The sequence below is a fragment of the Variovorax sp. genome (assembly GCF_035634955.1).
In the GTDB taxonomy this organism is placed as follows: domain Bacteria; phylum Pseudomonadota; class Gammaproteobacteria; order Burkholderiales; family Burkholderiaceae_C; genus Variovorax.
The window spans coordinates 53,799-75,164 of record NZ_DASQBZ010000030.1 but is presented as its reverse complement, the minus strand read 5'-3'; the positions used below and the strand labels follow the sequence as shown (position 1 = coordinate 75,164).

20 protein-coding genes and 1 rRNA gene are annotated in these 21,366 nt (G+C 67.5%); 9 read left to right on the top strand and 12 right to left on the bottom strand.

The window, feature by feature from the left end; translation table 11 throughout:
• Positions 1 to 96, top strand: a 5S ribosomal RNA gene (rrf, locus tag VES41_RS20255); the annotation flags it as partial.
• A 64-nt stretch (positions 97 to 160) separates the two neighbouring features.
• Here rrf and VES41_RS20250 read toward each other — a convergent pair.
• From VES41_RS20250 to VES41_RS20240, 3 genes are all read right to left on the bottom strand, one after another.
• On the bottom strand, positions 161 to 901 hold the full coding sequence (locus VES41_RS20250; RefSeq protein ID WP_324820751.1) for an alpha/beta hydrolase family protein: 741 nt from the start codon (positions 899 to 901) through the stop codon (positions 161 to 163).
• Positions 898 to 2,004 carry a DUF3182 family protein gene (locus VES41_RS20245; protein ID WP_324820749.1) on the bottom strand — a complete coding sequence of 369 codons (1,107 nt, stop codon included), beginning with the start codon at positions 2,002 to 2,004 and terminating at the stop codon, positions 898 to 900. The genes VES41_RS20250 and VES41_RS20245 overlap by 4 nt, the downstream gene beginning before the upstream one ends.
• A gap of 185 nt (positions 2,005 to 2,189) precedes the next feature.
• Complete coding sequence (locus tag VES41_RS20240) at positions 2,190 to 2,573, bottom strand: CBS domain-containing protein (RefSeq protein WP_324820747.1); 384 nt, start codon at positions 2,571 to 2,573, stop codon at positions 2,190 to 2,192.
• Positions 2,574 to 2,835: 262 nt separating this feature from the next.
• On the opposite strand from VES41_RS20240, the gene VES41_RS20235 reads away from it, so the two are divergent.
• Positions 2,836 to 3,846, top strand: coding sequence for an SDR family oxidoreductase (locus tag VES41_RS20235; protein ID WP_324820745.1), 1,011 nt, complete (start codon positions 2,836 to 2,838; stop codon positions 3,844 to 3,846).
• A gap of 53 nt (positions 3,847 to 3,899) precedes the next feature.
• On the opposite strand, the gene VES41_RS20230 is transcribed toward VES41_RS20235, so the two are convergent.
• Complete coding sequence (locus VES41_RS20230) at positions 3,900 to 4,829, bottom strand: MBL fold metallo-hydrolase (protein ID WP_414719195.1); 930 nt, start codon at positions 4,827 to 4,829, stop codon at positions 3,900 to 3,902.
• 234 nt (positions 4,830 to 5,063) lie between these two features.
• On the opposite strand from VES41_RS20230, the gene VES41_RS20225 reads away from it, so the two are divergent.
• The 3 genes from VES41_RS20225 to lnt all read left to right on the top strand — a co-directional run bounded on the left by VES41_RS20225 (position 5,064) and on the right by lnt (position 8,333).
• On the top strand, positions 5,064 to 5,741 hold the full coding sequence (locus VES41_RS20225) for a GNAT family N-acetyltransferase (protein ID WP_324820741.1): 678 nt from the start codon (positions 5,064 to 5,066) through the stop codon (positions 5,739 to 5,741).
• A gap of 115 nt (positions 5,742 to 5,856) precedes the next feature.
• A complete protein-coding gene (locus tag VES41_RS20220) occupies positions 5,857 to 6,735 on the top strand; it encodes an HlyC/CorC family transporter (protein ID WP_324820738.1) in 879 nt (292 codons plus the stop codon).
• Positions 6,736 to 6,761: 26 nt separating this feature from the next.
• Positions 6,762 to 8,333, top strand: a complete 1,572-nt coding sequence (gene lnt / locus VES41_RS20215) for an apolipoprotein N-acyltransferase (RefSeq protein ID WP_324820761.1) — start codon at positions 6,762 to 6,764, stop codon at positions 8,331 to 8,333.
• Here lnt and VES41_RS20210 read toward each other — a convergent pair.
• The 7 genes from VES41_RS20210 to VES41_RS20180 form a co-directional block, all read right to left on the bottom strand.
• The gene (locus tag VES41_RS20210; RefSeq protein WP_324820736.1) at positions 8,323 to 9,699 is read right to left on the bottom strand and encodes an FAD-binding oxidoreductase; all 1,377 of its coding nucleotides are present in this window, start codon (positions 9,697 to 9,699) and stop codon (positions 8,323 to 8,325) included. The genes lnt and VES41_RS20210 overlap by 11 nt on opposite strands.
• A gap of 9 nt (positions 9,700 to 9,708) precedes the next feature.
• Entirely contained in the window at positions 9,709 to 10,545 is an 837-nt protein-coding gene (locus tag VES41_RS20205; protein WP_324820734.1) for an ABC transporter permease, read from the bottom strand.
• A complete protein-coding gene (locus VES41_RS20200; RefSeq protein ID WP_324820733.1) occupies positions 10,542 to 11,378 on the bottom strand; it encodes an ABC transporter ATP-binding protein in 837 nt (278 codons plus the stop codon). Before VES41_RS20200 ends, VES41_RS20205 begins: the two co-directional genes overlap by 4 nt.
• A 19-nt stretch (positions 11,379 to 11,397) precedes the next feature.
• Positions 11,398 to 12,393 carry an ABC transporter substrate-binding protein gene (locus tag VES41_RS20195; RefSeq protein WP_324820731.1) on the bottom strand — a complete coding sequence of 332 codons (996 nt, stop codon included), beginning with the start codon at positions 12,391 to 12,393 and terminating at the stop codon, positions 11,398 to 11,400.
• Positions 12,394 to 12,462: 69 nt separating this feature from the next.
• Entirely contained in the window at positions 12,463 to 13,335 is an 873-nt protein-coding gene (locus VES41_RS20190) for a creatininase family protein (protein ID WP_324820729.1), read from the bottom strand.
• Between the two features lie 17 nt (positions 13,336 to 13,352).
• Complete coding sequence (locus VES41_RS20185) at positions 13,353 to 13,940, bottom strand: NAD(P)H-dependent oxidoreductase (RefSeq protein WP_324820727.1); 588 nt, start codon at positions 13,938 to 13,940, stop codon at positions 13,353 to 13,355.
• Between the two features lie 118 nt (positions 13,941 to 14,058).
• On the bottom strand, positions 14,059 to 14,769 hold the full coding sequence (locus tag VES41_RS20180) for a TetR/AcrR family transcriptional regulator (RefSeq protein WP_324820725.1): 711 nt from the start codon (positions 14,767 to 14,769) through the stop codon (positions 14,059 to 14,061).
• A 165-nt stretch (positions 14,770 to 14,934) separates the two neighbouring features.
• Here VES41_RS20180 and glyQ point away from each other — a divergent pair, with 165 nt between their 5' ends.
• The 4 genes from glyQ to VES41_RS20160 are packed head-to-tail and all read left to right on the top strand — an operon-like array spanning position 14,935 to position 19,369.
• Positions 14,935 to 15,840 carry a glycine--tRNA ligase subunit alpha gene (gene glyQ / locus VES41_RS20175; RefSeq protein ID WP_324820723.1) on the top strand — a complete coding sequence of 302 codons (906 nt, stop codon included), beginning with the start codon at positions 14,935 to 14,937 and terminating at the stop codon, positions 15,838 to 15,840.
• A gap of 4 nt (positions 15,841 to 15,844) precedes the next feature.
• Positions 15,845 to 17,986 (top strand): glycine--tRNA ligase subunit beta, encoded by a 2,142-nt coding sequence (gene glyS / locus VES41_RS20170; RefSeq protein ID WP_324820721.1) that lies wholly within the window; start codon positions 15,845 to 15,847, stop codon positions 17,984 to 17,986.
• 32 nt (positions 17,987 to 18,018) lie between these two features.
• On the top strand, positions 18,019 to 18,606 hold the full coding sequence (gene gmhB, locus VES41_RS20165) for a D-glycero-beta-D-manno-heptose 1,7-bisphosphate 7-phosphatase (protein WP_324820719.1): 588 nt from the start codon (positions 18,019 to 18,021) through the stop codon (positions 18,604 to 18,606).
• Between the two features lie 28 nt (positions 18,607 to 18,634).
• On the top strand, positions 18,635 to 19,369 hold the full coding sequence (locus VES41_RS20160) for a lysophospholipid acyltransferase family protein (protein WP_324820717.1): 735 nt from the start codon (positions 18,635 to 18,637) through the stop codon (positions 19,367 to 19,369).
• Here VES41_RS20160 and VES41_RS20155 read toward each other — a convergent pair.
• Positions 19,360 to 21,117, bottom strand: a complete 1,758-nt coding sequence (locus VES41_RS20155) for a cyclic peptide export ABC transporter (RefSeq protein ID WP_324820759.1) — start codon at positions 21,115 to 21,117, stop codon at positions 19,360 to 19,362. The genes VES41_RS20160 and VES41_RS20155 overlap by 10 nt on opposite strands.
• Positions 21,118 to 21,366: the final 249 nt, after the last annotated feature.

Genomic DNA, 21,366 nt, shown 5'->3' with positions numbered 1-21,366 from the left:
GGTGGTCCCACTCCTTCCCATCCCGAACAGGACAGTGAAACGCCTCAGCGCCGATGATAGTGCGGGTTCCCGTGTGAAAGTAGGTCATCGTCAGGCTCTTACAGCCCAAAAAGCCCAACCAGAAATGGTTGGGCTTTTTGCATTTCGGGGCGGAATTCGGCTATTGAGCAGGATCAACACGCACCTTGTTTGAGATCCATTCCAGAAGGACATCTCCATACTGCCGGCGGCCCTGCGGTGTACTTAAGCCGTGATCGGCGCCTTCAAGCACCCGGTAGGTCACCGATCGGGCGTGGCAGGCTGCAGCCCGATAGCTCTCGATGACAGGATGCGGGACGATCTTGTCATACTGCGATTCGACGATCAGGAAGTCGCCCTTGAACGCCTCGCAGGCGGCCAACGCCCGGTTTTCCTTCGCCTTGACGAGGCGCGAGCGGTAGTCGGCCAAGTCCACCTTGTCCAGGCGGCTCTTCGGGCGGTTCCATTCGGCATCTCGATACAAGGCGGGTGCCCGCAACCCGAGCCACTGGACCGGACGCTCGAGCGTCACCAGCGTGGCGAGGTACCCACCGTAGCTGCTGCCGACGAGTGCAATGCGTTCGGGGTCGACCGCCGTCAGTCCGATGAGTGAGTCATAGGCGGCCAGCACGTCCCTGAGGTTGTGGTCACGCGTGACCACGTCGCGATCGGCAATGTTCTGTCCATGCCCGCGCAAGTCGAAGGTCACGCAGACGCAATCCAAGCTGGCGACTTCGCGCGCGAGCGCCAGGTACTGCTGCTGACTGCCGTCCCAGCCGTGCACGAGCAGTACGCCGGGCACCGTCCGTCGCGGCCCGACCACGGTGGCGGCGATCCGTTGCTCGTCGACGGTCACGCCGAACGGCCGGCTCCTGACGCTCATGCCTGGCATCGGGCGGTGGCGTACTTCACGATGGGGCCGGTGACGGGGTCGTCACCCCTGAAGAAGACCAGCGCGCCGGTTGGCAGAGGCTCGGTGAGCGCCGCCTGCCCGTAGCGTTCGATGGTGTTCGCACGCACAACGTGGCAATCGGGGTTCTCCGCCAAGTATTCCAGCGCCGCGATCTCTGCGCCGCTGGCGCCGCCCAGGCGCCACGACTGCTCAAGGACGCCTGATTTCAGGTTGCCGTCGGCGGCGACGCCTCGCACCACGTCATAGTTGATGCGCGATGCAAAGAAGCCGTCGAAGCAGGTCTTGACGGCCTCGTGATAGGCCATCGCCATGCGCACCGCTTCGCCGACGTCGGCAGGCAGTTCGCGGGCCAGCAAAGCGTCGAAGCCGCCGCGCACCACCTGCAGATCCGACCCGCCATAGACCTCGCAGCCATGATTGTCCTGCGTCAGTTCCTGTACGCCGAAGTAGCTGATGATCCGCCCGCCGATGGTGACCTGCCCGATTCCCCACGTGCGGGCCTCGGCGAGGTCCTCTTCCACGACCACCCCCCATTCCGCCAGTTCCGCAGCGGAAATTTCCTGAAGTGCGGATGCAAGCTGTTCCGGGTCGCCGGCCTTCCACTGTCCCAGGCCGCCCCTGGAGACTGCGCGCTTGAGCCGCACGCGCATACCGCGCTCAAACAGGCGCCGACCGCCTTCCAGCGCGTCGTCCTGGCTGAAGGCGGAGTAACCCTCCAGCACGACGCCTGCCAACTGATCGGTGAGGCAGTTCGTCCAGCCCACCGGATGCACCGCGCCTTCGGAAACGAGCGGGTGCGAGATCACCTTTGTTGCCACGAAGCGATGCGGCACCACGCCGCCAAAAAGCTGGTCCTGGTGCTCGATGCCTGGAAAGCGTGCCAGCTCGTGGACGACCAGGGTCTCGTTCGGCACGTAGTAGAGCGGTGGCGCATGGCGGGCGGGCTCGTACTCGCCTCCGAACTCCAGCTTGCGCAGCGCCGCCAAGCGCCGACCGAATTCTTCACGGGTGGCGCGTTCGTGCTCATTGTCCCGGGCGTCGCCCGCCACGCACAAAGTGACGACATGGCTCATTCCGAACCTCCAATAGCAGACCGGCGGCGCGGCAACTTTCCGCGACGATCGTCCGTGCGGGCATTGCATCAGGAGCAGACCCTGGACGCTGTAGGAGAGTGACGGGGCACGGCTGTCGGCAAACGCTCGAACCGGAAGATCCGCCATGGCAATGAACGAAAGGGACAACGCGCCGGAAAGGGGCGTCAGGCCGCCCCGGCAGCAGCTCGTGAGGCGTCGCTCATGGAAACGACACCGACGAGCACGTGATCCCGATCAACCACCGCAAGACGTCGTATGCGGCGCTCTCCCATCTGTACCAACGCCTCCTCCAACGGGGTCTCCGGATAGCACCAGCGCACCTCCGCGGTCATGATGTCGGCCACCAGGCATTGCTCCGGCGACAACCCTTCGGCGACGCCTCTCACGGTAATGTCGCGATCGGTCACCACGCCCAGAAGTTGGCGGTCCGTCGTGACCGGCAACATTCCGACGTCCAGTTCCTTCATCAGCCGCGCGGCGTCGGCCAGCGAATCCGTCGGCGCGATCGTCCGCAGCTGAGTGCTCATCACATCCGAAACCTTCGTCATGATCGTCCTTTGATTCGGCACGGGCCGTAGGGCAAACGCATTGCTATAGGCGCCTTCGCAGCGTAGGCGCCGCCTCGCCGTGTGTGCGTCAGACGGCGCTGACGCCGGATGACATCGCAGGCGCCGGTCTTGCCGGGCAGCCGGACTATAGGTGCGCGCGCGGCGAGCGGCATCCAATGCATGGACGACGTATCTCTCCCGGCGATCGCCTCGATCCGCCGCAAACATGGCCGGCGTTCGCCGGCACGCAGAAAGGTGGCCCATGTCCGCACCAAAAAAGCGAACCGATGACCAAGCCGGGAAAGACGGCACGACTCGAGCGCAACGTGCGCTGCAGCGCAAGCGCGACGCGGCAGACCAGCGCGCGCCCAACGCGACCAAGGGCAGCAAGAAGGCCGTCCAGGCCGGCGCGCGCGACCAGCCCGTCAATCCCCTGCCGGCTCAGCATCTCGCCAAGCCCGGCCTCGAGTCTGAACTCGAACTCAAGCCTCGCCACAAGGCCCCAGCCTACCGTGGCAGCGGGAAGCTCGAAGGCATGAATGCGCTCGTCACGGGCGGCGACTCGGGAATCGGCCGCGCGATTGCAGTGCTTTTTGCGCGCGAGGGCGCGAACGTGGCCATCGTTCATCTGCCCGCGGAACAGGAAGACGCCGACCAGACCTGCGCCGAGGTAGAGGGCGAGGGCGGACGCTGCCTGTCCATCGTGGGTGACGTACGCGACCCTGCGTTCTGCCGGCGCGCGGTCAAGCGTGCTGCCGACGCTTTCGGGCAGCTCGACATCCTGGTCAACAACGCGGCATTCCAACTGCACGCGAACGAAATCGAGGACATCGACGACGAGCAGTGGGACATGACGATGCGAACCAACATCTACGGCTACTTCCAGATGGCCCGGGCCGCGGTGCCGTTGCTGCGCGAAGGCGGTTCCATCATCAACACCGGGTCCGTGACTGGCCTTCAAGGCAGTGCCCAGCTCCTCGACTATTCAGCCACCAAGGGCGCCATTCATGCATTCACGAAGTCGCTGGCCAGCAACCTGCTGCCGCGCGGCATTCGCGTCAACGCGGTCGCGCCCGGTCCGGTGTGGACGCCACTCAATCCCGCGGACCGTCCGGCTGAAAAGACGCGGGAATTCGGCAGCCAGGTCGACATGGGGCGGCCGGCTCAACCGGAGGAGATTGCGCCGGCTTTCGTGTTCCTCGCGGCGCCGGCTTGCGCCAGCTACATCACCGGCCTTGTGTTGCCCATCACCGGCAGCGTCGGTGCGATCTGACTGGTTGGCTGGTGAGCGTGGCTGGCGCGCGCGGCTAGCCGGCGTTCGCGCGCTCAGCCGGCATCGATGATCAGATCACCGGCCATGCTCAGCGCCCCGGCGCGTGCCAGTTCTTCAAGCATCGAGTCGACCCAACCGCGTATCGGCGTATCGGCGCCGTGGATTCGATGCACCTGAGCGAGATAGCCGGCCCCGGCCAGCCAGGCGTCCAGTTCGCCGCGCGTCATGCGCTGTCGCTCCAGGAGCTTGAACTTCAGCAGCACCTTGACTGCATGTCTTGCGTGTCGCTGCGGTGACTGGACAAAAGCGTCCAGGCGCTGTCGGGCCACGTCCAGCGCCGCGTCCACGTCGTCGAACACCCGGCCATGCCCAGGAATGACGACCCGTGGCTCGAGCGCGGCGATCAGGTCGAGCGAAGCGCCGACCTCCGCGAAGGAAGGCTCGCCCCACATTTCTGGGAACACCACCCCGAAGCCGCGCTCCCACAGCGCATCGCCGGAAATCAGTGCCCGGCGATGCGGCTCGAACAGGATGACTGCGTGCGGGTCGTGTCCCGGAGCCGCATGCACCTGCCATCGGGCGCCACCCAGTTCGATCTCGGTGCCTGGCGCGAGCAGGGCATCGAACGTGAAGCGCGGGCACTGCTGGCCCGTCGGGCGGTAGCTCAGTCGCGCCTCGTCCCATTCGCGAACCGCTTGCGCCTCCCCTGGAGGAATCCACACTTCCAGATCCGGAAATCGTGCCTGCAATGCGGCATTGCCCCCGCAGTGATCGCTGTGCAGATGCGTGTTCACCAGAAGGTCGAGCGGCCGCGCGCCCAGCGCACGTTGCACGAGCGCCAAGGTCTGCGAGGCGTGGGTGGCATAGCCCGAATCCACCAGGACCGCCTGGTCCGGCCCCAGCATGAGGATATTGTTCGCGGACAGCCAGCCGCGCTCGAACACCTGAACGCCAGGCGGCAGGCGTGCATCTGGGGACGACAGATCGGGCAAGGAGATATCCGGAGACAGAGGGTTTCGCAAATGTGCCGGGCGATTGTGCGAGACGCCGCCACGAGAACCCGCCTTCGCCGCGAACAAAGTCTCCCAAAGCACGTGCGATCCTGTGGAGATTGCGTGTTGCGCCAGCGATAACAAGGGAAAACCCTTATTATTTGTGCAATGCAACATGCCTTCGCCGTTCTCCGCGCCTCGCTGGGTGCCCCCGCCTTGCTGCGGATGCCCCGCGCCGAGTCGCGCGCGAGCGGCACGGCCGACCCGCAGCCTGCCCCCGTGCTGGTGCCGATCCGCTCGCTCGGCCCTCAGGAGCGCGAGATGATCACGGCCCACCTGCTCGCGCTGGAGCCGCACGACCGCTACCTGCGCTTTGGCTATGGCGCCTCGGACGAGCAGGTCTGCCGCTATGTCGAAGGGCTCGATTTCGAGCGCGACGACATCTTCGGCATCTTCAATCGGCGCCTCGACCTGATCGCGATGGCGCACCTGGCCTTCGCACCGGCAGGCCAACCCGGCGAATGCGCCGAGTTCGGCGTTTCGGTGTCCAGCCATGCCCGCGGCCGCGGCTACGGCGCGCGCCTGTTCGAGCGCGCCGAAGTCGCCGCCCGCAATGCCGGCGTGCGCATTCTGTTCATCCATGCCCTGTCGGAGAACGCCGCCATGCTCAGGATTGCGCGCAAGGCCGGTGCAAGCGTAGTGCGAAGCGGTTCCGAAGCCGAGGCACACCTCGAATTGCCCGAGCCCACGCTGGACAGCCGCATGAGCGAAATCGCGCTCGAGCACTTCGCCGAGGTCGACTTCCGCATCAAGACCCGCGCCAAGCAGTTCTGGTCGTTCCTGCAGGGCCTGCAGGAGGTGCGCAGCGGCGTGCAGGAAGCGCGCGGCAAGTCGTCGCCCTGAGGCGCGGCGGCCTCCGCCTGCCCGTCGTCGTCGGCGCGTTGCGACGTTGTCTGGACAGTGCGGCGGCGCAATCCGCTATCCTTGTACCTCTGTTCACAACTATCGCCCTCCCGCAGTGGCAGACCCACACCCTGAACGCCCCTCCAACGAGAGGGAAGACAAGCGCAGCTTTTTCCAGAAGCTCGTCGAGTTCATCAATCCCGGTCCCGACTCGCGCGACGAACTGATCGAGACGCTGGCCGACGCCGAGGACAACGACATCATTGGCGCCGATTCGCGCGTGATGCTCGAAGGCGTGTTGCGCATGGCTGACATGACCGCCGGCGACGTCATGGTCGCGGCGCCGCGCATGGACCTGGTCAACATCGATGACGCGTACGAGCCGATGCTCCACATGATCATCGACACCGCCCACTCGCGCTTTCCGGTGTACGAGGGTGACAAGGAAAACATCATCGGGATCCTGCTGGCCAAGGATCTTCTCAAGCTCCAGCGTTCGCCCGAACTGAACATCCGCGCGCTGCTGCGCCCGCCCACCTTCGTACCCGAGAGCAAGGGACTGAACGACCTGCTGCGCGAATTCCGCGGCAACCGGAACCACCTGGCCATCGTCATCGACGAGTTCGGACGCGTCGCCGGCCTGATCACCATCGAGGACGTGCTCGAGCAGATCGTCGGCGAGATCGAGGACGAGTTCGACATCATCGAGGACGAAGGCGACATCTTCGGCCTGGCCGACCACACGTACCGCGTCTCCGGCGACACGCCGGTCGAGCGCGTGGCGGAGGCTTTCGCCATTGCCCTGCATGAGGACCAGCTGAGCGAGGATTTCGAGACCATCGGCGGCCTCATCGCCCACGAGATGGGCCATGTGCCCAAGCGCGGAGAGCGGCACACCGTCGGCGGTTTCGACTTCCTCGTGCTGCACACCAAGGGCGGCGCCGTGCGCTGGTTCAAGGTTTCGCCTGCCCAGGGCGGCGACGCGGCCGATTGATCCCGCGCCTGGCGCTCGTGCCGATCATGGCGGTGGCTGGCCTGGCCCAGGCCATGAGCATTGCCGCGCCCTGGAACGGACAACCGCAGTGGTGGCTGCAACTGCTGTCGCTGGCAGTGCTCGCGTGGACACTCGAAAGGCTCCGCCGCAACGCTGACTCCGGCAGTGGCACGCCCCGTCCGTCCTGGCGCGCGGGTGCATTGGCCGGCTGGAGCTTCGCCACGGCCTGGCTGTGCGGCAGCACCTGGTGGCTGTTCATCTCCATGCACACCTACGGCGGCTTGCCGGCCCCGCTTGCCGCCATCGCCACACTCGCGCTTTCGGCGGCGCTGGCCCTGTACTACGCGCTGGCCGCGGCGCTGCAGGTGGCCTGGGCCCCGCGCCGCGCGCCCGCCCGCGCGTTGCTCTTTGCCGCCTTGTGGACCCTTGCCGAACTCCTGCGCAATACATGGTTCACCGGCTTTCCGTGGGGTGCCGGCGGCTATGCGCACCTCGACGGGCCGCTGATCGGCCTGGCCCGCGACATCGGCGTGTACGGCATCGGTGCAGTCGCCGCGTTCGTCGCAGCCTTGTGCGCCGCCTGGCTCGAATCGCTCGACGGCGCGTCATGGCGCCGGCCGGCGCAGTGGCTGGCTCCGGCGCTCGGCGCCGCGCTGCTGGGCTGGGGCGGCTACACGTCCCACTGCCTGAACAACGGCTGTGGTGCTGGGCATGAAGCCGAAGCGCGCAGCGCGGGGCGCCTGCGCGTCGCCCTGCTGCAGGGCAACATCCCGCAGGACGAGAAGTTCATTCCCGGCGGCGGCGTCGCGACGGCATTGCGCTGGTACGGCGAGCAACTGCAGGCCAACCAGGCGCCGCTCGTCATCACGCCAGAAACCGCCATTGCGCTGCTGCCTGCCCAACTCCCGCCCGGCTACCTGGACGCGATCGCCGCGCGCTACGCGAGCGGAACGCAGGCGGCCATCGTCGGCCTGCCGCTGGGGCAGGGGCGCGAGTACACCAATTCGGTGCTCGCCTTTGCACCCGGCCGCGCCCAGCCCTACCGGTACGACAAGCACCATCTGGTGCCCTTCGGCGAGTTCGTGCCGTCGATGTTCCGCTGGTTCACCGACATGATGCACATCCCGCTGGGCGACTTCCGGCGCGGGGGCCTGGCGCAGGCGCGATTCGAGTGGCAAGGCCAGCGCATCGCGCCCAACATCTGCTACGAGGATCTGTTCGGCGACGAGATCGGCGCCAGCTTCGGCGACGAATCGACCGCGCCGACGGTGCTGCTCAACGTCAGCAACATCGCCTGGTTCGGCGACAGCATCGCCATCGACCAGCACGAGGCCATCTCGCGCATGCGTGCGCTGGAGTTCGAGCGGCCGATGCTGCGAGCCACCAATACAGGGGCCACGGTCGCCATCGACCACCGCGGCCGCGTGACCCACTCCCTGCCGCGCCTGACGCGCGGAGTCCTTCAGGTCGAAGTGGAGGGGCGCCGCGGCCTGACGCCCTATGCGCGCTGGGTGTCGCGCTTCGGCTTGTGGCCGTTGTGGATCGGTGCGCTGGCCATTGCCGCGGCGGCGGCGCTGGCCACGCGCTTCAGGCGCTGAGCGCCGACTCGGCGACCGCTGGCCAGTTGCGCAGCTTGCCAGGGTTGAGCAGCCCGTGCGGGTCGAACTGCTCCTTCATCGCCACCACCTCCGGCGCCAGCGCGCCGCCGGCCTTGCCGTCCTCGACGATGAACACATGCGGATTGTTGATGCGCACGCCCGCTTCGCGGTGCAGGCGCATGATCTCGTCGAGCCGCTCCTCGGTCGAGAAGCGCACCAGTTGCAGGGCGCTGCAGGTGACTCGGCCGTCGAGCCCGCGCAGGAACTCCGCGTGCATGAGGACTTCGCCCGCGAACCGCGCCTCCATCTGCCGGATCTGCGCCACGTGCTGCCCGGGCACGAACGCGCTCTGCAGATACGTGAGCGACTTGTCGACTTTCAGCGCGTGCAGCGTGGTGTGGTTCCAGGTGAATTCCATCAACGTGCGGTTGCTCTTGCGCACTTCCTGGGCCGTCTTGCGATAGGTCGTGCGGCCGCCATGCGCGGCCACCAGCTCCTGCAGCGGTTCCTCGCACGCCTCGGCCACCAGCGAAAGCACCGCGTGGCAGCCTCGCGGCAAATGCTCGGCCAACTGCGCCAGGTGGTCGGGCACCGGGCTGGCAAAGAAAGCGACCTCGCGCTTGACCAGTCCCGGCGCCTGGGCCAGTGCATCGCCGAAGGCGAGTGCGCGGTCGAAGTCCTCGAACACCACAAGCGATTCCAGCCAGGGGTGCGCCGGCGCAAGACCCACCTCCAGCTCGAGCACCAGGCCGTTCGTGCCCCACAGGTGATGCATGCGCATGGCCTCGGCACCGCGCAACTCCACGACTCTCGGCTCGGCCTCGATCGTCATGGCTCGTACGCCCAGCACGTTGCCGGGAGCCGCAAGCGGGCCGTAGTTGATCGAGCCGACTCCGCCGAACCCGCCACCGAACAACCCGCCCAGCGTCGCGCTGCGGTAGGTCGAGGGCATGCAGCGCAGTTCCTGGCTGGTCTCGAGCGCGCGCTTTTCCAGCTCGCCCAGGCGAATGCCCGCCTGCGCACGCGCCACGCCCGGGCGAACCCAAAGCAGGGCGTTGTATGCGCTCATGTCGAGCACCAGGCCGCCCGCCAGCGGCGTCGTCTGGCCGTAGTTGCCGGTTCCGCTGCCGCGCAGGGTGATGGGCACGCGCAGGCGCACGCACGCGGCGACCAGCATCCGGATTTCTTCCTCGCTGCGCGGCCGGACCACGGCGTCGGCGACCTTGTCCTTGAGCTGCCGATGCAACACCGGACTGAACCAGGCGAAATCCTGCGACAGCCGCGCGATGCGCGACTTGTCCGTGATCCAGTCGAGCGCGGGCAGCTCCAGCTGCAGCTGCTCGACGGAGGAAAGGGGAGCGTTCATGGTCGGGATTCAATCCTGGGAGAGTTCGCTGGCATGCCAGGAGCCGAGCGCCAGCTTGGTGAGCCAGGCCATCAGCACGAACAGGGCAACGCCCGTCAGCGAGATGAGCAGCAGCGCCGCGAACATGCGCGGGATGTTCAACTGGAATCCCGCCTGCAGGATCTGGTAGGCCAGTCCGGCGCCCTGTCCACCGGTGCCGGCGACGAATTCGGCCACCACCGCGCCGATGAGCGCCAGCCCGCTGGAGATGCGCAGGCCGCCGAAGAAATAGGGCAGCGCACTCGGTATGCGAAGGCGCACCAGCTGCTGCCAGCGCGTCGCGTGGTTGAGCTTGAAGTAGCTCTGCAGGTCCGGATCAACGCTGCGCAGACCCAGCGTGGTGTTGCTGATGATCGGGAACAACGCCACCAGCGCGGCGCACACCACCATCGCCGCGGTCGGATTGCGCACCCAGATGATGATCAATGGTGCGACCGCCACGATCGGCGTCACCTGCAGCAGCACGGCGTACGGGAACAACGCGGTCTCGATGCGCTTGCTCTGCACGAACAGGAACGAGATCAACACGCCCACGACCGTGGCCAGAAGGAAAGAGAACACCGTCACCTTCAACGTGGTCAGCAGGGCCATCCCGAGCGCCGCCCAGTCGGTCACCAGCGTCTTCACCATGAGGATCGGCGACGGCACGAGGTACGGCGGCAGCTCCATGATGCTGACCATCGCCTGCCACAGGCCCAGCAGCACGACGCCGACCAGCACCGGGTAGAGCACGCGTTGCACCTGTGGGCGTGCCAGCAGCGGAGTCCGCTTCTGCTTCGTCGCCAGCGAGGCCGGATGTGAGCTCATGCGCAGGCCTCCGCATCGTTGAAGCCGCTGGCGCGCAGCAGGCTGTCCTGCAGCTGTCTGGCATGGCGGGTGAACTGCGGCGAGACCATGAAGTCCGCGCGGCGCGGATAGGGCTCGTCGATGCGGAACTCCTCCACCACGCGTCCCGGCCGTGCCGCCATCATGACCACGCGGCTCGAGAGGAACACCGCCTCGTGGATCGAATGCGTTACGAAGATGACTGTCAGATTCTTCTTGTGCCACAGGTCGAGGAGGTCGGCGTCCAGCTTGTGGCGCGTGATTTCGTCCAGCGCCCCGAAGGGCTCGTCCATCAGCAGCAGGTCGGGCTGCGTCACCAGGCCGCGCGCGATCGACACGCGCATCTGCATGCCACCCGACAGGGCGCGCGGCAGCGCGCGCGCGAACTTGCCCAGGCCGACCATGTCCAGCGCCTCCGCCACGCGGTCGTCGGCTTCCTTGCGTGCAACGCCGGCCAGATCCAGCGGCAGCCGCACGTTGGTGTGCACGCTGGCCCACGGCATCAGCGTGGGGGCCTGGAACACGAAGGCCATCTTGCGGCCGGCCTGGTCGATCTGGTGCACCGGTCGGCGCCACACCAGCAGGCGGCCGTCGGTGGGTTCGAGCATGCCCGCCACCATCTTCAGCAACGTGCTCTTGCCGCAGCCCGACGGACCGAGCAGGGTGACGAACTCGCCTTGCTGGATGCGCAGGTCGACCGGCAGGAGCGCCTGGGTGCCGTCCGGATAGGTCTTCTCGGCCGACAGGATCTCCACCGCCGCGGCGCCGGTCTGCCCGGGGGGCGGCGCGAACACCTCGGGATCGTCTTGGTACATGCAGAACTCCTTCACCAGGTCACGGCAGGACCTTGGCGTCTTTCACGAGGTCGGTGGTGAAGGTGCTGGCGAGTGCCACCTTGCCCGGATCGAGCAGCTTGGCCTCGACGAGGAAGTCGTAGTTCTTCTTGCTGCGCGCCGCGGTGATCACGCCGATGCCCAGGGTCTGTGCGTCTCCGCTGGTGACGATGCCCATCTCCTTGAGCTTGGCCACGCTGTAGGCGAGCTGGTCGTCGGTCATGTTGGGGTTGTCCTTCTTGATCAGCGCGTTGCCCGGCGCCGGGTCGGCGAGGTAGCTCTTCCAGCCCTCGGCCGACGCCTTGACGAAGGCCTCGACCGCCTTGGCGCGCTCCTTGACCGTCTTTTCCATGCACGACACCGTGGTGGCGTAGGCGGTGTAGCCGTGGTCGCTCATCAGCAGGGTGTTGGCCTTCACGCCGGCCTTCTGGATGGCGTAGGGCTCGGACGTCAGGTAGCCCTGCTGTGCCGAGTTCTTGTCCGCCACGAACGGCTGGATGTTGAAGGTGTAGGGCCGGGCCTGCGAATCCGACAGGCCGAACTTCATCTTCAGCCACGGCCAGTAGCCCCGGTTGGCGCTGTTGGCGATCAGGATCGTCTTGCCCTTGAGTTGCTCGAAGCTGGTCACGTCCTCGTGCGCGATCAGCACCTGCGGGTCTTTCTGGAAGTAGGCCGCCACGGTCACCACCGGCAGGCCGCTCTCGCGCATCTGCATGGCCTGGATGTCGCTCGATCCCATGATGCAATCGGTCTGGCCGGCCGCCATCATCTGGGCGATGTTCACTTGCGGGCCGCCCATCTTGATGCTCACGTCGAGCCCGTGCTTCTTGTAGATGCCGGTGGCCAACGCCTGGTAGAAGCCGCCGTGCTCGGCCTGCGCATACCAGTTGGTCATGTAGGTGAACTTTTCATCGGCGTGGGCCGGTGCCCAGGCGGCCACCGCGAAGGCGGCGGCCGCGGCCAGGGGAGCGAAGCGATGGACGATGGTCTTGCGCATGGAAATACTCCTCGTGAAAGAAAGACGTGGGTTTCGGTGGATCAAAGAGGGACGGAGGCGGACGTGGATTCAGCTGTCCAGCGCGGTGCCTCGCGCCGACTGGACGAAGCCGGCGTGGTGGCCACGCTCCCAGGTGGGCTCGTCGCGTACCACCCAGCGCAGCGAAAACAGCTCGGCAAGCGCCTGCGCCCAGCTGTCGGCCAGCGTGTCCAGGATCTCCTGGCCCTGTTCGCGCGTGGCCGACGTGGGGTCGCCGATCACGCCGCTGGGGCCGAAGTCGCGCGCCGTCCAGGCGCACGCCGGCCGGCCGTCGGCCGACAGCAGCTTGATCGGGAAGGGCGGCGGATAGTTGGCCACCGCGCGCTCCATGTGCACCGTCTCGGGGGCCAATGCCAGCATCAGCGCGGTCTCGGAATGGCCGGCGTGCATGGCCAGCTTCTTTTCCTGTTCGCTCACCTGGCTGCTGGCCGCGCTCGGCAGGCGCGAGACGCCGTGCGGCACGATCACGAAGTCGCCATGGCGCAGGCGAAGCTCGCGCGCGGCCATTTCCAGCACCTGCGGCTGGCCCCCGTGGCCGTTGGCGAAGACCAGCTTGCGAAACCCGGAGCGGTACACCGATTCGCCCACCTCGATCACCGTCGACAGCAGCGTGGTGCCGGTCAGCGTCATGGTGCCGGGGAAGTGCAGGTGTTCTTCCGACTTGCCGTAGGTGATGGTGGGCAGCGCGAATGCGCGCACCTGCGCCGGCAGGCGCGCCAGCGCCGCGCCCATCACGCCCGACGAGATGACGCTGTCGACCGAGCACGGCAGGTGCGGCCCATGCTGCTCGATCGCACCACAAGGCAGCACGATGACGGTGTTGGCCTTGTCCGGCAGCTGGTCGATCTCGGTCCAGCTCAGATAAGGCAGGAAGCGGTGCGGTGGAATGTAGCCGTGCAGCACGAGAAGGCTCCTTGGATTCAGGCAAAGCTGGCCATGGCCCGGCCCACGCGCTGCATGAAGCGCTTGAGTTGCGGTTCGGTGGCCACGTTCATGTGGTAGTGCGCGTGGTAGTCCACGCGGGCCTGCGCGGCGGTCAGGCGCTTCATGTAGCGGGTGACGATCTTTCGCGGCGGGTCGCCCATGTACCAGGCCATCCAGCGCGGCCGGCCATACGTCACGACCGCGCTGATGCGCTGGATGTTGGTGAGCATCGGCCGCACGTTGGCCGGGTCGCTGATGTCGAACGCCACGCCGGGCATCAGCAGCCGGTCGAACCAGCCCTTGAGCATGGCGGGCAGGCCGAAGCACCAGGTCGGAAAGCAGAACACGATGGCCTCGGCGCGCTGCAGGCGGTCGACGTGGCCCTTGACCTTCAGTCGGTTGGCCGGCACCTCGTGATAGCCCAGCCGTTCCTCGCGCGACATGACCGGATCGAAGCCCTCGGCATACAGGTCCCAGTCGTCCACTTCGTGCCCTGCGGCGCGCAGGTTGCGCAGCACTTCCTGGTGCAGGGCGGCATGGAAGCTGGTTTCGACCGGGTGGCAATAGACGACGAGCACGCGCATGGTGTGTTCTTGACCGCTTAATCAGAGCAAGTGGTCAAGTTACGCAAGCGCCGTGCCAGCGGCAGCGGGTACCGCATGCACCGAAATGAAGCGGCGCCGCATCTGTGCGGCGCGCGGGCTAGCGATCGATGTTCGCCCTGTCGCGAACCCCGTTCACGTCGACCCCGATGCCGCAGCCGGCCAGGATGAAGGCGATGAGCTCGCGCGCGACCGGCTCGCGGTCGACCGCCGCCTCTTCGGGCAGGCCGCCCATGGCGCGCACCTGGAGCGCGTAGTCCGCGTGGTATTGGGTCATGGCCCAGATGTGCTGAAGCAGAAGGCGCGCATCGAGCGGGCGCATCTGGCCGCGTGCGATCCAGCCGTTGATGACGTCGATCTTCTTCTGCGTCCACTGGCGCGACATCGGCCAGTAGCGTTCCAGGTTGCGACCGCCGTCGAGCACCTCGCGCGTGAAGATGCGCGACATCTCCGGCTTGTCGAAGGCATGGTCGAGCTTCTGCCGGATGTAGCCGGCCAGCACCTGGCCAGGGTCGCCGGAGCCCTCGTCGAAGGAGAACACCACCTTCCAGTCGTGCAGCACCTGCATCAGGAGCTCGGCGTAGAGCTCCTCCTTGCCGGCGATGTAGTAGTGCAGCTGCGGCTTGGTCAGCCCGGCCCGGTCGGCGATGGCCTGGGTCGAGGTGCCCTTGAGCCCGTGCAGGCTGAATTCGGCGATGGCGGCCGAACGGATGGCCGCCATGATCCGCTCGCGGCCGGGCCGCGCGCGCGACAGCGGCCCTTCCGGTGCGGGCAGGTCCGGCAATGGGGAATCGGCGGCGGGGGCTTTCATGGCGGAGTCGGTGGCGAATGCGCGCCGGTTGGCGCTTGCACGGTGCTGGCGATGGTAGCGCCGGCAGGCCCGGCGCGCCGAAGCGCCTGCCGCCTCTTAAAATGACCGGTTCGTCGCGCCGCGGGCCCCTTGGGCATGCGGCCGTCCTCCAGGCACAGGCCGACCATGCTCACCTTCCAACAGATCATCCTCACCCTGCAGTCGTACTGGGACGCCCAGGGCTGCGCCCTGCTGCAGCCCTACGACATGGAGGTCGGCGCGGGCACCTCGCACACCGGCACCTTCCTGCGCGCCATCGGCCCCGAGCCCTGGAAGGCGGCCTACGTGCAGCCCAGCCGCCGCCCCAAGGACGGTCGCTACGGCGAAAACCCCAACCGCCTGCAGCATTACTACCAATACCAGGTCGTACTCAAGCCGGCGCCGGACAACATCCTGGAGCTCTACCTGGGCTCGCTCGAGGCGCTGGGCTTCGACCTGAAGAAGAACGACATCCGCTTCGTCGAGGACGACTGGGAGAACCCCACCCTGGGCGCCTGGGGGCTGGGCTGGGAGGTCTGGCTCAACGGAATGGAGGTGACGCAGTTCACCTACTTCCAGCAGGTCGGCGGCATCGACTGCCGGCCCATCACCGGCGAGATCACCTATGGGCTGGAGCGCCTGGCCATGTACCTGCAGGGCGTGGAGAACATCTACGACCTGAAATGGACCGACGGCCTGACCTACGGTGACGTCTACAAACAGAACGAGGTGGAGCAGTCCGCCTACAACTTCGAGCACAGCGACGCCGAGTTCCTCACCGCTGCGTTTGCCGCGCACGAGAAGCAGGCCAGGCACCTGACGGAGCAGCAACTGGCCCTGCCGGCCTACGAACAGGTGCTCAAGGCAGCGCACAGCTTCAACCTGCTCGATGCGCGCGGCGCCATCAGCGTGACCGAGCGCGCTGCCTACATCGGGCGCATCCGCAACCTCGCGCGCAGCGTTGCGCAGAGCTACTACGACAGCCGCGAGCGCCTGGGCTTCCCGATGGCGCCGCGCGAATGGGTCGCCCAGATGACCAGGAAGGCGGCCTGAACCGATGACGACGACGATCCGAAAGAATCTCCTGGTCGAGCTCTTCGTGGAAGAGCTCCCGCCCAAGGCACTCAAGAAGCTGGGCGAGGCCTTCGCCACCGTTCTGCGCGACCAATTGGCCGCGCAAGGACTGGCCGACGGCGGCTCCGTGCTCACGCCCTACGCGTCCCCGCGAAGACTGGCGGCGCACCTGACCGGCGTCGCCGCGCAGGCCGCCGACAAGTCCGTCTCGCAGAAACTCATGCCGGTGAGCGTGGGCCTGGATGCGGCCGGCCAGCCAACGCCGGCGCTGCTCAAGAAGCTGGCCGCGCTCGGCGCGGATGCGTCGGCAGTTGCCGGCCTGCGGCGCGAGGGCGAGGGCAAGGCCGAGACCCTGCATTTCGAAAGCACCGCGCGCGGCGTCATGCTGGCCGAAGGCCTGCAGAAGGCGCTGCTGGAGGCGATCGCGCGGCTGCCCATTCCCAAGGTCATGAGCTATCAGCTGCATCAGGGCTGCGAACTGCCGGGCTGGACCAGCGTCAGCTTCGTACGCCCGGCGCACGGGCTGGTGGCGCTGCACGGCAACGAGGTGGTTCAGGTCCAGGCCCTGGGCCTGAAGGCCGGGCGCGAGACGCACGGACACCGCTTCGAAGCCGCGGTCGATCCCGTGGTGCTGCGCGATGCCGACAGCTACGCGCTCCAACTGCTTGACGAGGGCGCCGTCATCGCCGGCTTCGAGGCGCGCCGCGCCGAGATCGCGCGCCAGCTGGCTGCGGCGGCGGTCCAGGTGGGCGCGGGCTCGGTGCCCATCGACGACGACGCCCTGCTCGACGAAGTCACGGCGCTGGTCGAGCGGCCGAACGTGCTGGTCTGCGCCTTCGAGCGCGAGTTCCTCGACGTGCCGCAGGAATGCCTCATCCTGACGATGAAGGCCAACCAGAAGTACTTTCCGCTGCTCGACGCGCAGGGCCGCCTGACGCACCGCTTCCTGGTGGTGAGCAACATCCGGCCCGAAGACCCGAGCGCGGTGATCGGCGGCAACGAGCGGGTGGTGCGTCCGCGCCTGGCCGACGCCAAGTTCTTCTTCGACCAGGACCGCAAGAAGTCGCTCGCCTCGCGCGTGCCACAACTCGACAAGGTCGTCTATCACAACAAGCTGGGCACCCAGGGCCAGCGGATCGCCCGCGTCATGCACATTGCACGCGGCATCGCCGGGCTGCTGGGCGACGTCGAGCTGGCCGCCCGCGCCACGCAGGCGGCGCAGCTTGCCAAGGCCGACCTGGTGACGGACATGGTGGGTGAATTCCCCGAACTGCAGGGCATCATGGGCCGCTACTACGCCCAGCACGACGGCCTGCATGCCGACGTGGCCGACGCCATCGAGGACCACTACCGCCCCCGTTTCGCCGGCGACAGCCTGCCGCGCGGCGAGACCGGCGTGGTGGTCGCGCTGGCCGACAAGCTCGAGACGCTGTCGGGCATGTTCGGCATCGGCAACCTGCCGTCGGGCGACCGCGACCCGTTCGCGCTGCGCCGCCATGCGCTGGGTGTCATCCGCATGCTCACCGAGAAGAACCTGGCGCTCGATCTGCGCGACCTGCTGGCGCTCGCGGCGCAGCAGTTCGGCGCCATCGCCGAGTTCGACGCCACACGTGCCGTGGACGGCCTGCAGGCCTTCGTCTTCGACCGCCTGTCCGGCCAGCTGCGCGAGCAGGGTGCCAGCGCCCAGGAAGCCGAGGCCGTCCTGGCGAGCGAGCCGCAGCGCCTGGCCCGCGTGCCGGCGCTGCTGACGGCGGTGCGCGCATTCGCCGCATTGCCCGAGGCGCCGGCGCTGGCGGCAGCCAACAAGCGCATCGGCAACATCCTGAAGAAGGCGCCGGAGGCCGATGCCCACGTCAACGCAGCACTGCTGCGCGAGCCCGCCGAGGCCGCCTTGTACGAGGCCATGCAGAGCGTGGTCCCGCGGGCCGACGCGCAGTTCGACGGCGGCGACTTCACCGGCTCGCTGCAGACGCTGGCCGCCTTGCGCGCGCCGGTCGACGCCTTCTTCGACGGCGTGATGGTCAATGCGGACGAGGCCGACCTGCGACTGAACCGGCTGGGCCTGCTGTCGCGGCTGCACGCCGCGATGAACCGGGTGGCCCGCCTCGACCGGCTCGCCGCCTGAGGCGCCGCCCTGCCACGTCGTCGGAACACGCCATGAAAATCGTCATCCTCGACCGCAACGGCACGATCAACGTGCATCGTGAGGATTTCGTCAAGAGCGACGTCGAGTGGGCGCCGCTGCCGGGTGCGCTGGAGGCCATCGCGCGGCTCAATCATGCGGGCTGGCGCGTGGTGATCGCGTCGAACCAGTCCGGCCTGGGGCGCGGCCTGTTCGACATGGCCTCGCTCAATGCCATGCACGCCAAGATGCACAAGATGCTGGCCGCCGTGGGCGGCCGCATCGACGCGGTGTTCTTCTGCCCGCATGCGCCGGACGAAGGCTGTACCTGCCGCAAGCCCGAATCGGGCCTGTTCGCGCAGATCGCGGACCGCTACGGCGTCGACCTGGCGGGCATGCCGACCGCGGGCGACAGCCTGCGCGACCTGCTGGCCGGCCACGCCGTCGGCTGCGAGCCGCACCTGCTGCTCACCGGCATGGGCGAAGCCTGCCGCGGCGTCGATCCCCTGCCGTCCGAGTATCCGCCCGGTACCCGCGTGCATGCCGACCTGGGTGCCTTCGTCGACTTCCTGCTGGCGCGCGAGGCGCGGCGGCAGGCCGACGCCGAGGCGGCCGGGGACTGACCTTCCCGATCCTCATTCCATCCCCCCGATGTCCCTGATCCGTTCCATCGTCCACGCACTGTGGATGCTCGTCACCGTCGTGCCCTGGGCCATCATCATGCTGGTCGCCTCCCTGTGGCGGCGCGGCGAGCCGCTGTACTGGATGGCGGTGCGCTGGCTCGGCTGGGCCATCGGCGGCGCACGTGTGCTGCTGGGCATCCAGGTGCGTGTCAGCGGCATGGAGAACCTGCCGCAGGAAAAGCGCGCCGGTGCGGTCCTGCTGGTCAAGCACCAGTCGACCTACGAAACCTTCCTGATGCCCACGCTGATGCCGCATCCGCTGGCCTTCGTGTTCAAGCGCGAACTGCTCTTCGTGCCGTTCTTCGGCTGGGCCATGGGCCGGCTGGACATGATCCACATCGACCGGCGCCAGCGCGCCCAGGCCTTCAACAAGGTGGTCGAGCAGGGCAAGCGCCTGCTGGCGCAGGGCGTGTGGGTCATCATGTTCCCGGAGGGCACGCGCATCCCGCGCGGGCAGAAGGGGCAGTACAAATCGGGCGGCTCGCGCCTGGCGATCGAGACCGGCGTGCCGGTCATTCCCATTGCCGTCACCTCCGCCAAGGTCTGGCCGCGCAAGGCGTTCATCAAGCGCCCCGGCATCGTCGACGTCTCCATCGGGCCGAGCATCCCCAGTACCGGGCGCAAGCCCGACGAGCTGATGCGCGAGGCCGAGGCCTGGATCGAGGCCGAGATGCGCCGGCTCGATCCCGAAGCCTATCGCTGAGCCGTCCGCGCGAGCGGCCGCACCCCGTCGTGCACGATGCGTCCCTCGCTGATGCGCACCAGCTGGTCGGCCACGTCGAAGTAGCGCTCGTCATGCGAGATGACCACCAGCGTGTGGCCCAGGGCGCGCAGTTCGGGTAGCAGCTCGCGGTAGAACAGGCGCCTGAATGCCGGGTCCTGGTCGGCCGCCCATTCGTCGAACACCAGCACGCTGCGGCCTTCCACGTAGGCGTGCGTCAGTGCCAGCCGCTTGCGCTGGCCGGTCGACAGGTCGATGCTGCTGAAGGCGCCGTTGCGCACGCTGACCTTGTGGCCGATCTGCAGGCGCTCCAGGTAGGCCTGGGCCGAGCGCGACGACAGCGGGCCGTCCGCGGCCGAGCCCATCAGCTCCTCGAAGAGGTAGAAATCCGAGAACACCGTGCCGAACAGTTGGCGGTAGTCGTCGCGCGTACGCGGCGTCACCGCCTGCCCGTCCAGCAGCACCTGGCCGCGGTGCGGTGCATACAGGCCCAGCAGCAGCTTGACCAGCGTCGTCTTGCCCGAGCCGTTGTCGCCGACGATGAAGACGATGCTGCCCTTGTCGATCCTCAGGTTCAGTGGTCCGACCTCGAATCGCTGGCGGCCGACGTCCTCGTTGTCGTCGTTCTCGTCCTCGTCGTTGCTGGCGATGTCCACGTCCAGCGCGTCAGGATCGGGTTGCGCGGCCTCGTAGACGTAGTGCACATCGCGCAGCTCGATGCAGTCGTGCAGGTGCGGCGGCGCACTCGCCGGCTGGTCCGTGCCCTGCGCTGCCGTCTCGGGCGTGGCGAAACGCTCGGACAGGTCCGCGATGCGCTCCAGCGCGATTCGCGTGCGCCCCAGCGCCGGCAGGATGCTGGCGATCTGGTCCAGCGGCCCCTTGAGGTACAGCAGCACCAGCACGAAGCCTCCGAGGGTGCCGGGCTCCAGCGCGTTGTTCTGCGACCAGGCCAGCAGCACCGCGATGATCAGGAAATAGGAAGCGACGCCGAACGCGTTGCCGGTCACGAAGATGTTCGTGGCCTGCGTATTGACCCGTGCGATCTGCTCGGTGGCGCCGACCACCTCCTGCTCGTACAGGCGAAGACGGCGCGGACGGTGCAGGCGCAGTTCCTTCGCGCCTTCGCTCATGCCGCGGTACGCCTTGTGAAGCCGCTCCTCGGCCGCACGCGCACGCTGGTGCCAGACCATGCTGCGGCGCTGGGCGATCTGCTGCACCAGCGTGCCCGCCGCGAGTGCCAGCATCAACAGGCCGAACATCGGCAGCGACAACCAGGCCAGGTACAGCAGGCAGCCCGAGGCCACCACCACGGCAACGGCGAGGGCGGAAAGAGAGAACACCGTGCCGCTGATCGTGTCCACGTCGTTCACGAGCACGGGCATCAGGCGGTGCGTGCGGAACCGCTCCAGGGCATCGACGGGCGCCGCGAGGATCTTGCTCGCCAGCGTACGCCGCACCTGCGCGACCAGGCGCTGGCCGATCCAGTTGCTGCTGATGAGCGACGCAGCACGTGCCACCAGCGTCAACAGGCACAGGCCCACGACGGCGCCGAGCAGGCTTGCGCCGTGGTACTCAGTGGCTTGCAGGGCGGCATTGATCTGGGCCAGCAGCGCGACGGTGGCCGCGCCCGCGGCCACGCCCGCGAGCGCCGAGAAGACGAGCCAACCCCAGTAGGGCCGCAGCAGCCGCAGCAACTCGATCACTGTGGCCCACGCTGCAGGCTTGGTCATGGCGTCGGCGGCGCCCACCGTGGTGTGCGCGCGATCGCTCGCCAGATGCAGCCGGGCGCGGGACTTGGAAGAGGTGGAAGAGCGATCAGCAGCCAATGGGACACCCGTCGTGCAAGATGGAAAAACGGCCCTGCTTGCGAAGATGTGGCGGTAGCTGGATCGAAGCGCGCTCGAGGGCAAATTGAGCCTACAAATTATTACGGCTCTTCCAATTCCCGCCAGCGCATTTACCCCTGTGTTTGGTGTGCT

Excerpts from the sequence above, each read along its gene's own strand:
- VES41_RS20225 (WP_324820741.1), top strand. The coding sequence starts at position 5,064 with ATGCCCCGCGCCGAGTCGCGCGCGAGCGGCACGGCCGACCCGCAGCCT.
- VES41_RS20155 (WP_324820759.1), bottom strand. The coding sequence starts at position 21,117 with ATGACCAAGCCTGCAGCGTGGGCCACAGTGATCGAGTTGCTGCGGCTG.
- VES41_RS20240 (WP_324820747.1), bottom strand. The coding sequence starts at position 2,573 with ATGACGAAGGTTTCGGATGTGATGAGCACTCAGCTGCGGACGATCGCG.
- VES41_RS20235 (WP_324820745.1), top strand. The coding sequence starts at position 2,836 with ATGTCCGCACCAAAAAAGCGAACCGATGACCAAGCCGGGAAAGACGGC.
- VES41_RS20250 (WP_324820751.1), bottom strand. The coding sequence starts at position 901 with ATGAGCGTCAGGAGCCGGCCGTTCGGCGTGACCGTCGACGAGCAACGG.
- lnt (WP_324820761.1), top strand. The coding sequence starts at position 6,762 with ATGGCGGTGGCTGGCCTGGCCCAGGCCATGAGCATTGCCGCGCCCTGG.
- gmhB (WP_324820719.1), top strand. The coding sequence starts at position 18,019 with ATGAAAATCGTCATCCTCGACCGCAACGGCACGATCAACGTGCATCGT.
- VES41_RS20210 (WP_324820736.1), bottom strand. The coding sequence starts at position 9,699 with ATGAACGCTCCCCTTTCCTCCGTCGAGCAGCTGCAGCTGGAGCTGCCC.
- VES41_RS20245 (WP_324820749.1), bottom strand. The coding sequence starts at position 2,004 with ATGAGCCATGTCGTCACTTTGTGCGTGGCGGGCGACGCCCGGGACAAT.
- VES41_RS20160 (WP_324820717.1), top strand. The coding sequence starts at position 18,635 with ATGTCCCTGATCCGTTCCATCGTCCACGCACTGTGGATGCTCGTCACC.
- VES41_RS20185 (WP_324820727.1), bottom strand. The coding sequence starts at position 13,940 with ATGCGCGTGCTCGTCGTCTATTGCCACCCGGTCGAAACCAGCTTCCAT.
- VES41_RS20195 (WP_324820731.1), bottom strand. The coding sequence starts at position 12,393 with ATGCGCAAGACCATCGTCCATCGCTTCGCTCCCCTGGCCGCGGCCGCC.
- glyQ (WP_324820723.1), top strand. The coding sequence starts at position 14,935 with ATGCTCACCTTCCAACAGATCATCCTCACCCTGCAGTCGTACTGGGAC.
- VES41_RS20180 (WP_324820725.1), bottom strand. The coding sequence starts at position 14,769 with ATGAAAGCCCCCGCCGCCGATTCCCCATTGCCGGACCTGCCCGCACCG.
- VES41_RS20205 (WP_324820734.1), bottom strand. The coding sequence starts at position 10,545 with ATGAGCTCACATCCGGCCTCGCTGGCGACGAAGCAGAAGCGGACTCCG.
- glyS (WP_324820721.1), top strand. The coding sequence starts at position 15,845 with ATGACGACGACGATCCGAAAGAATCTCCTGGTCGAGCTCTTCGTGGAA.
- VES41_RS20200 (WP_324820733.1), bottom strand. The coding sequence starts at position 11,378 with ATGTACCAAGACGATCCCGAGGTGTTCGCGCCGCCCCCCGGGCAGACC.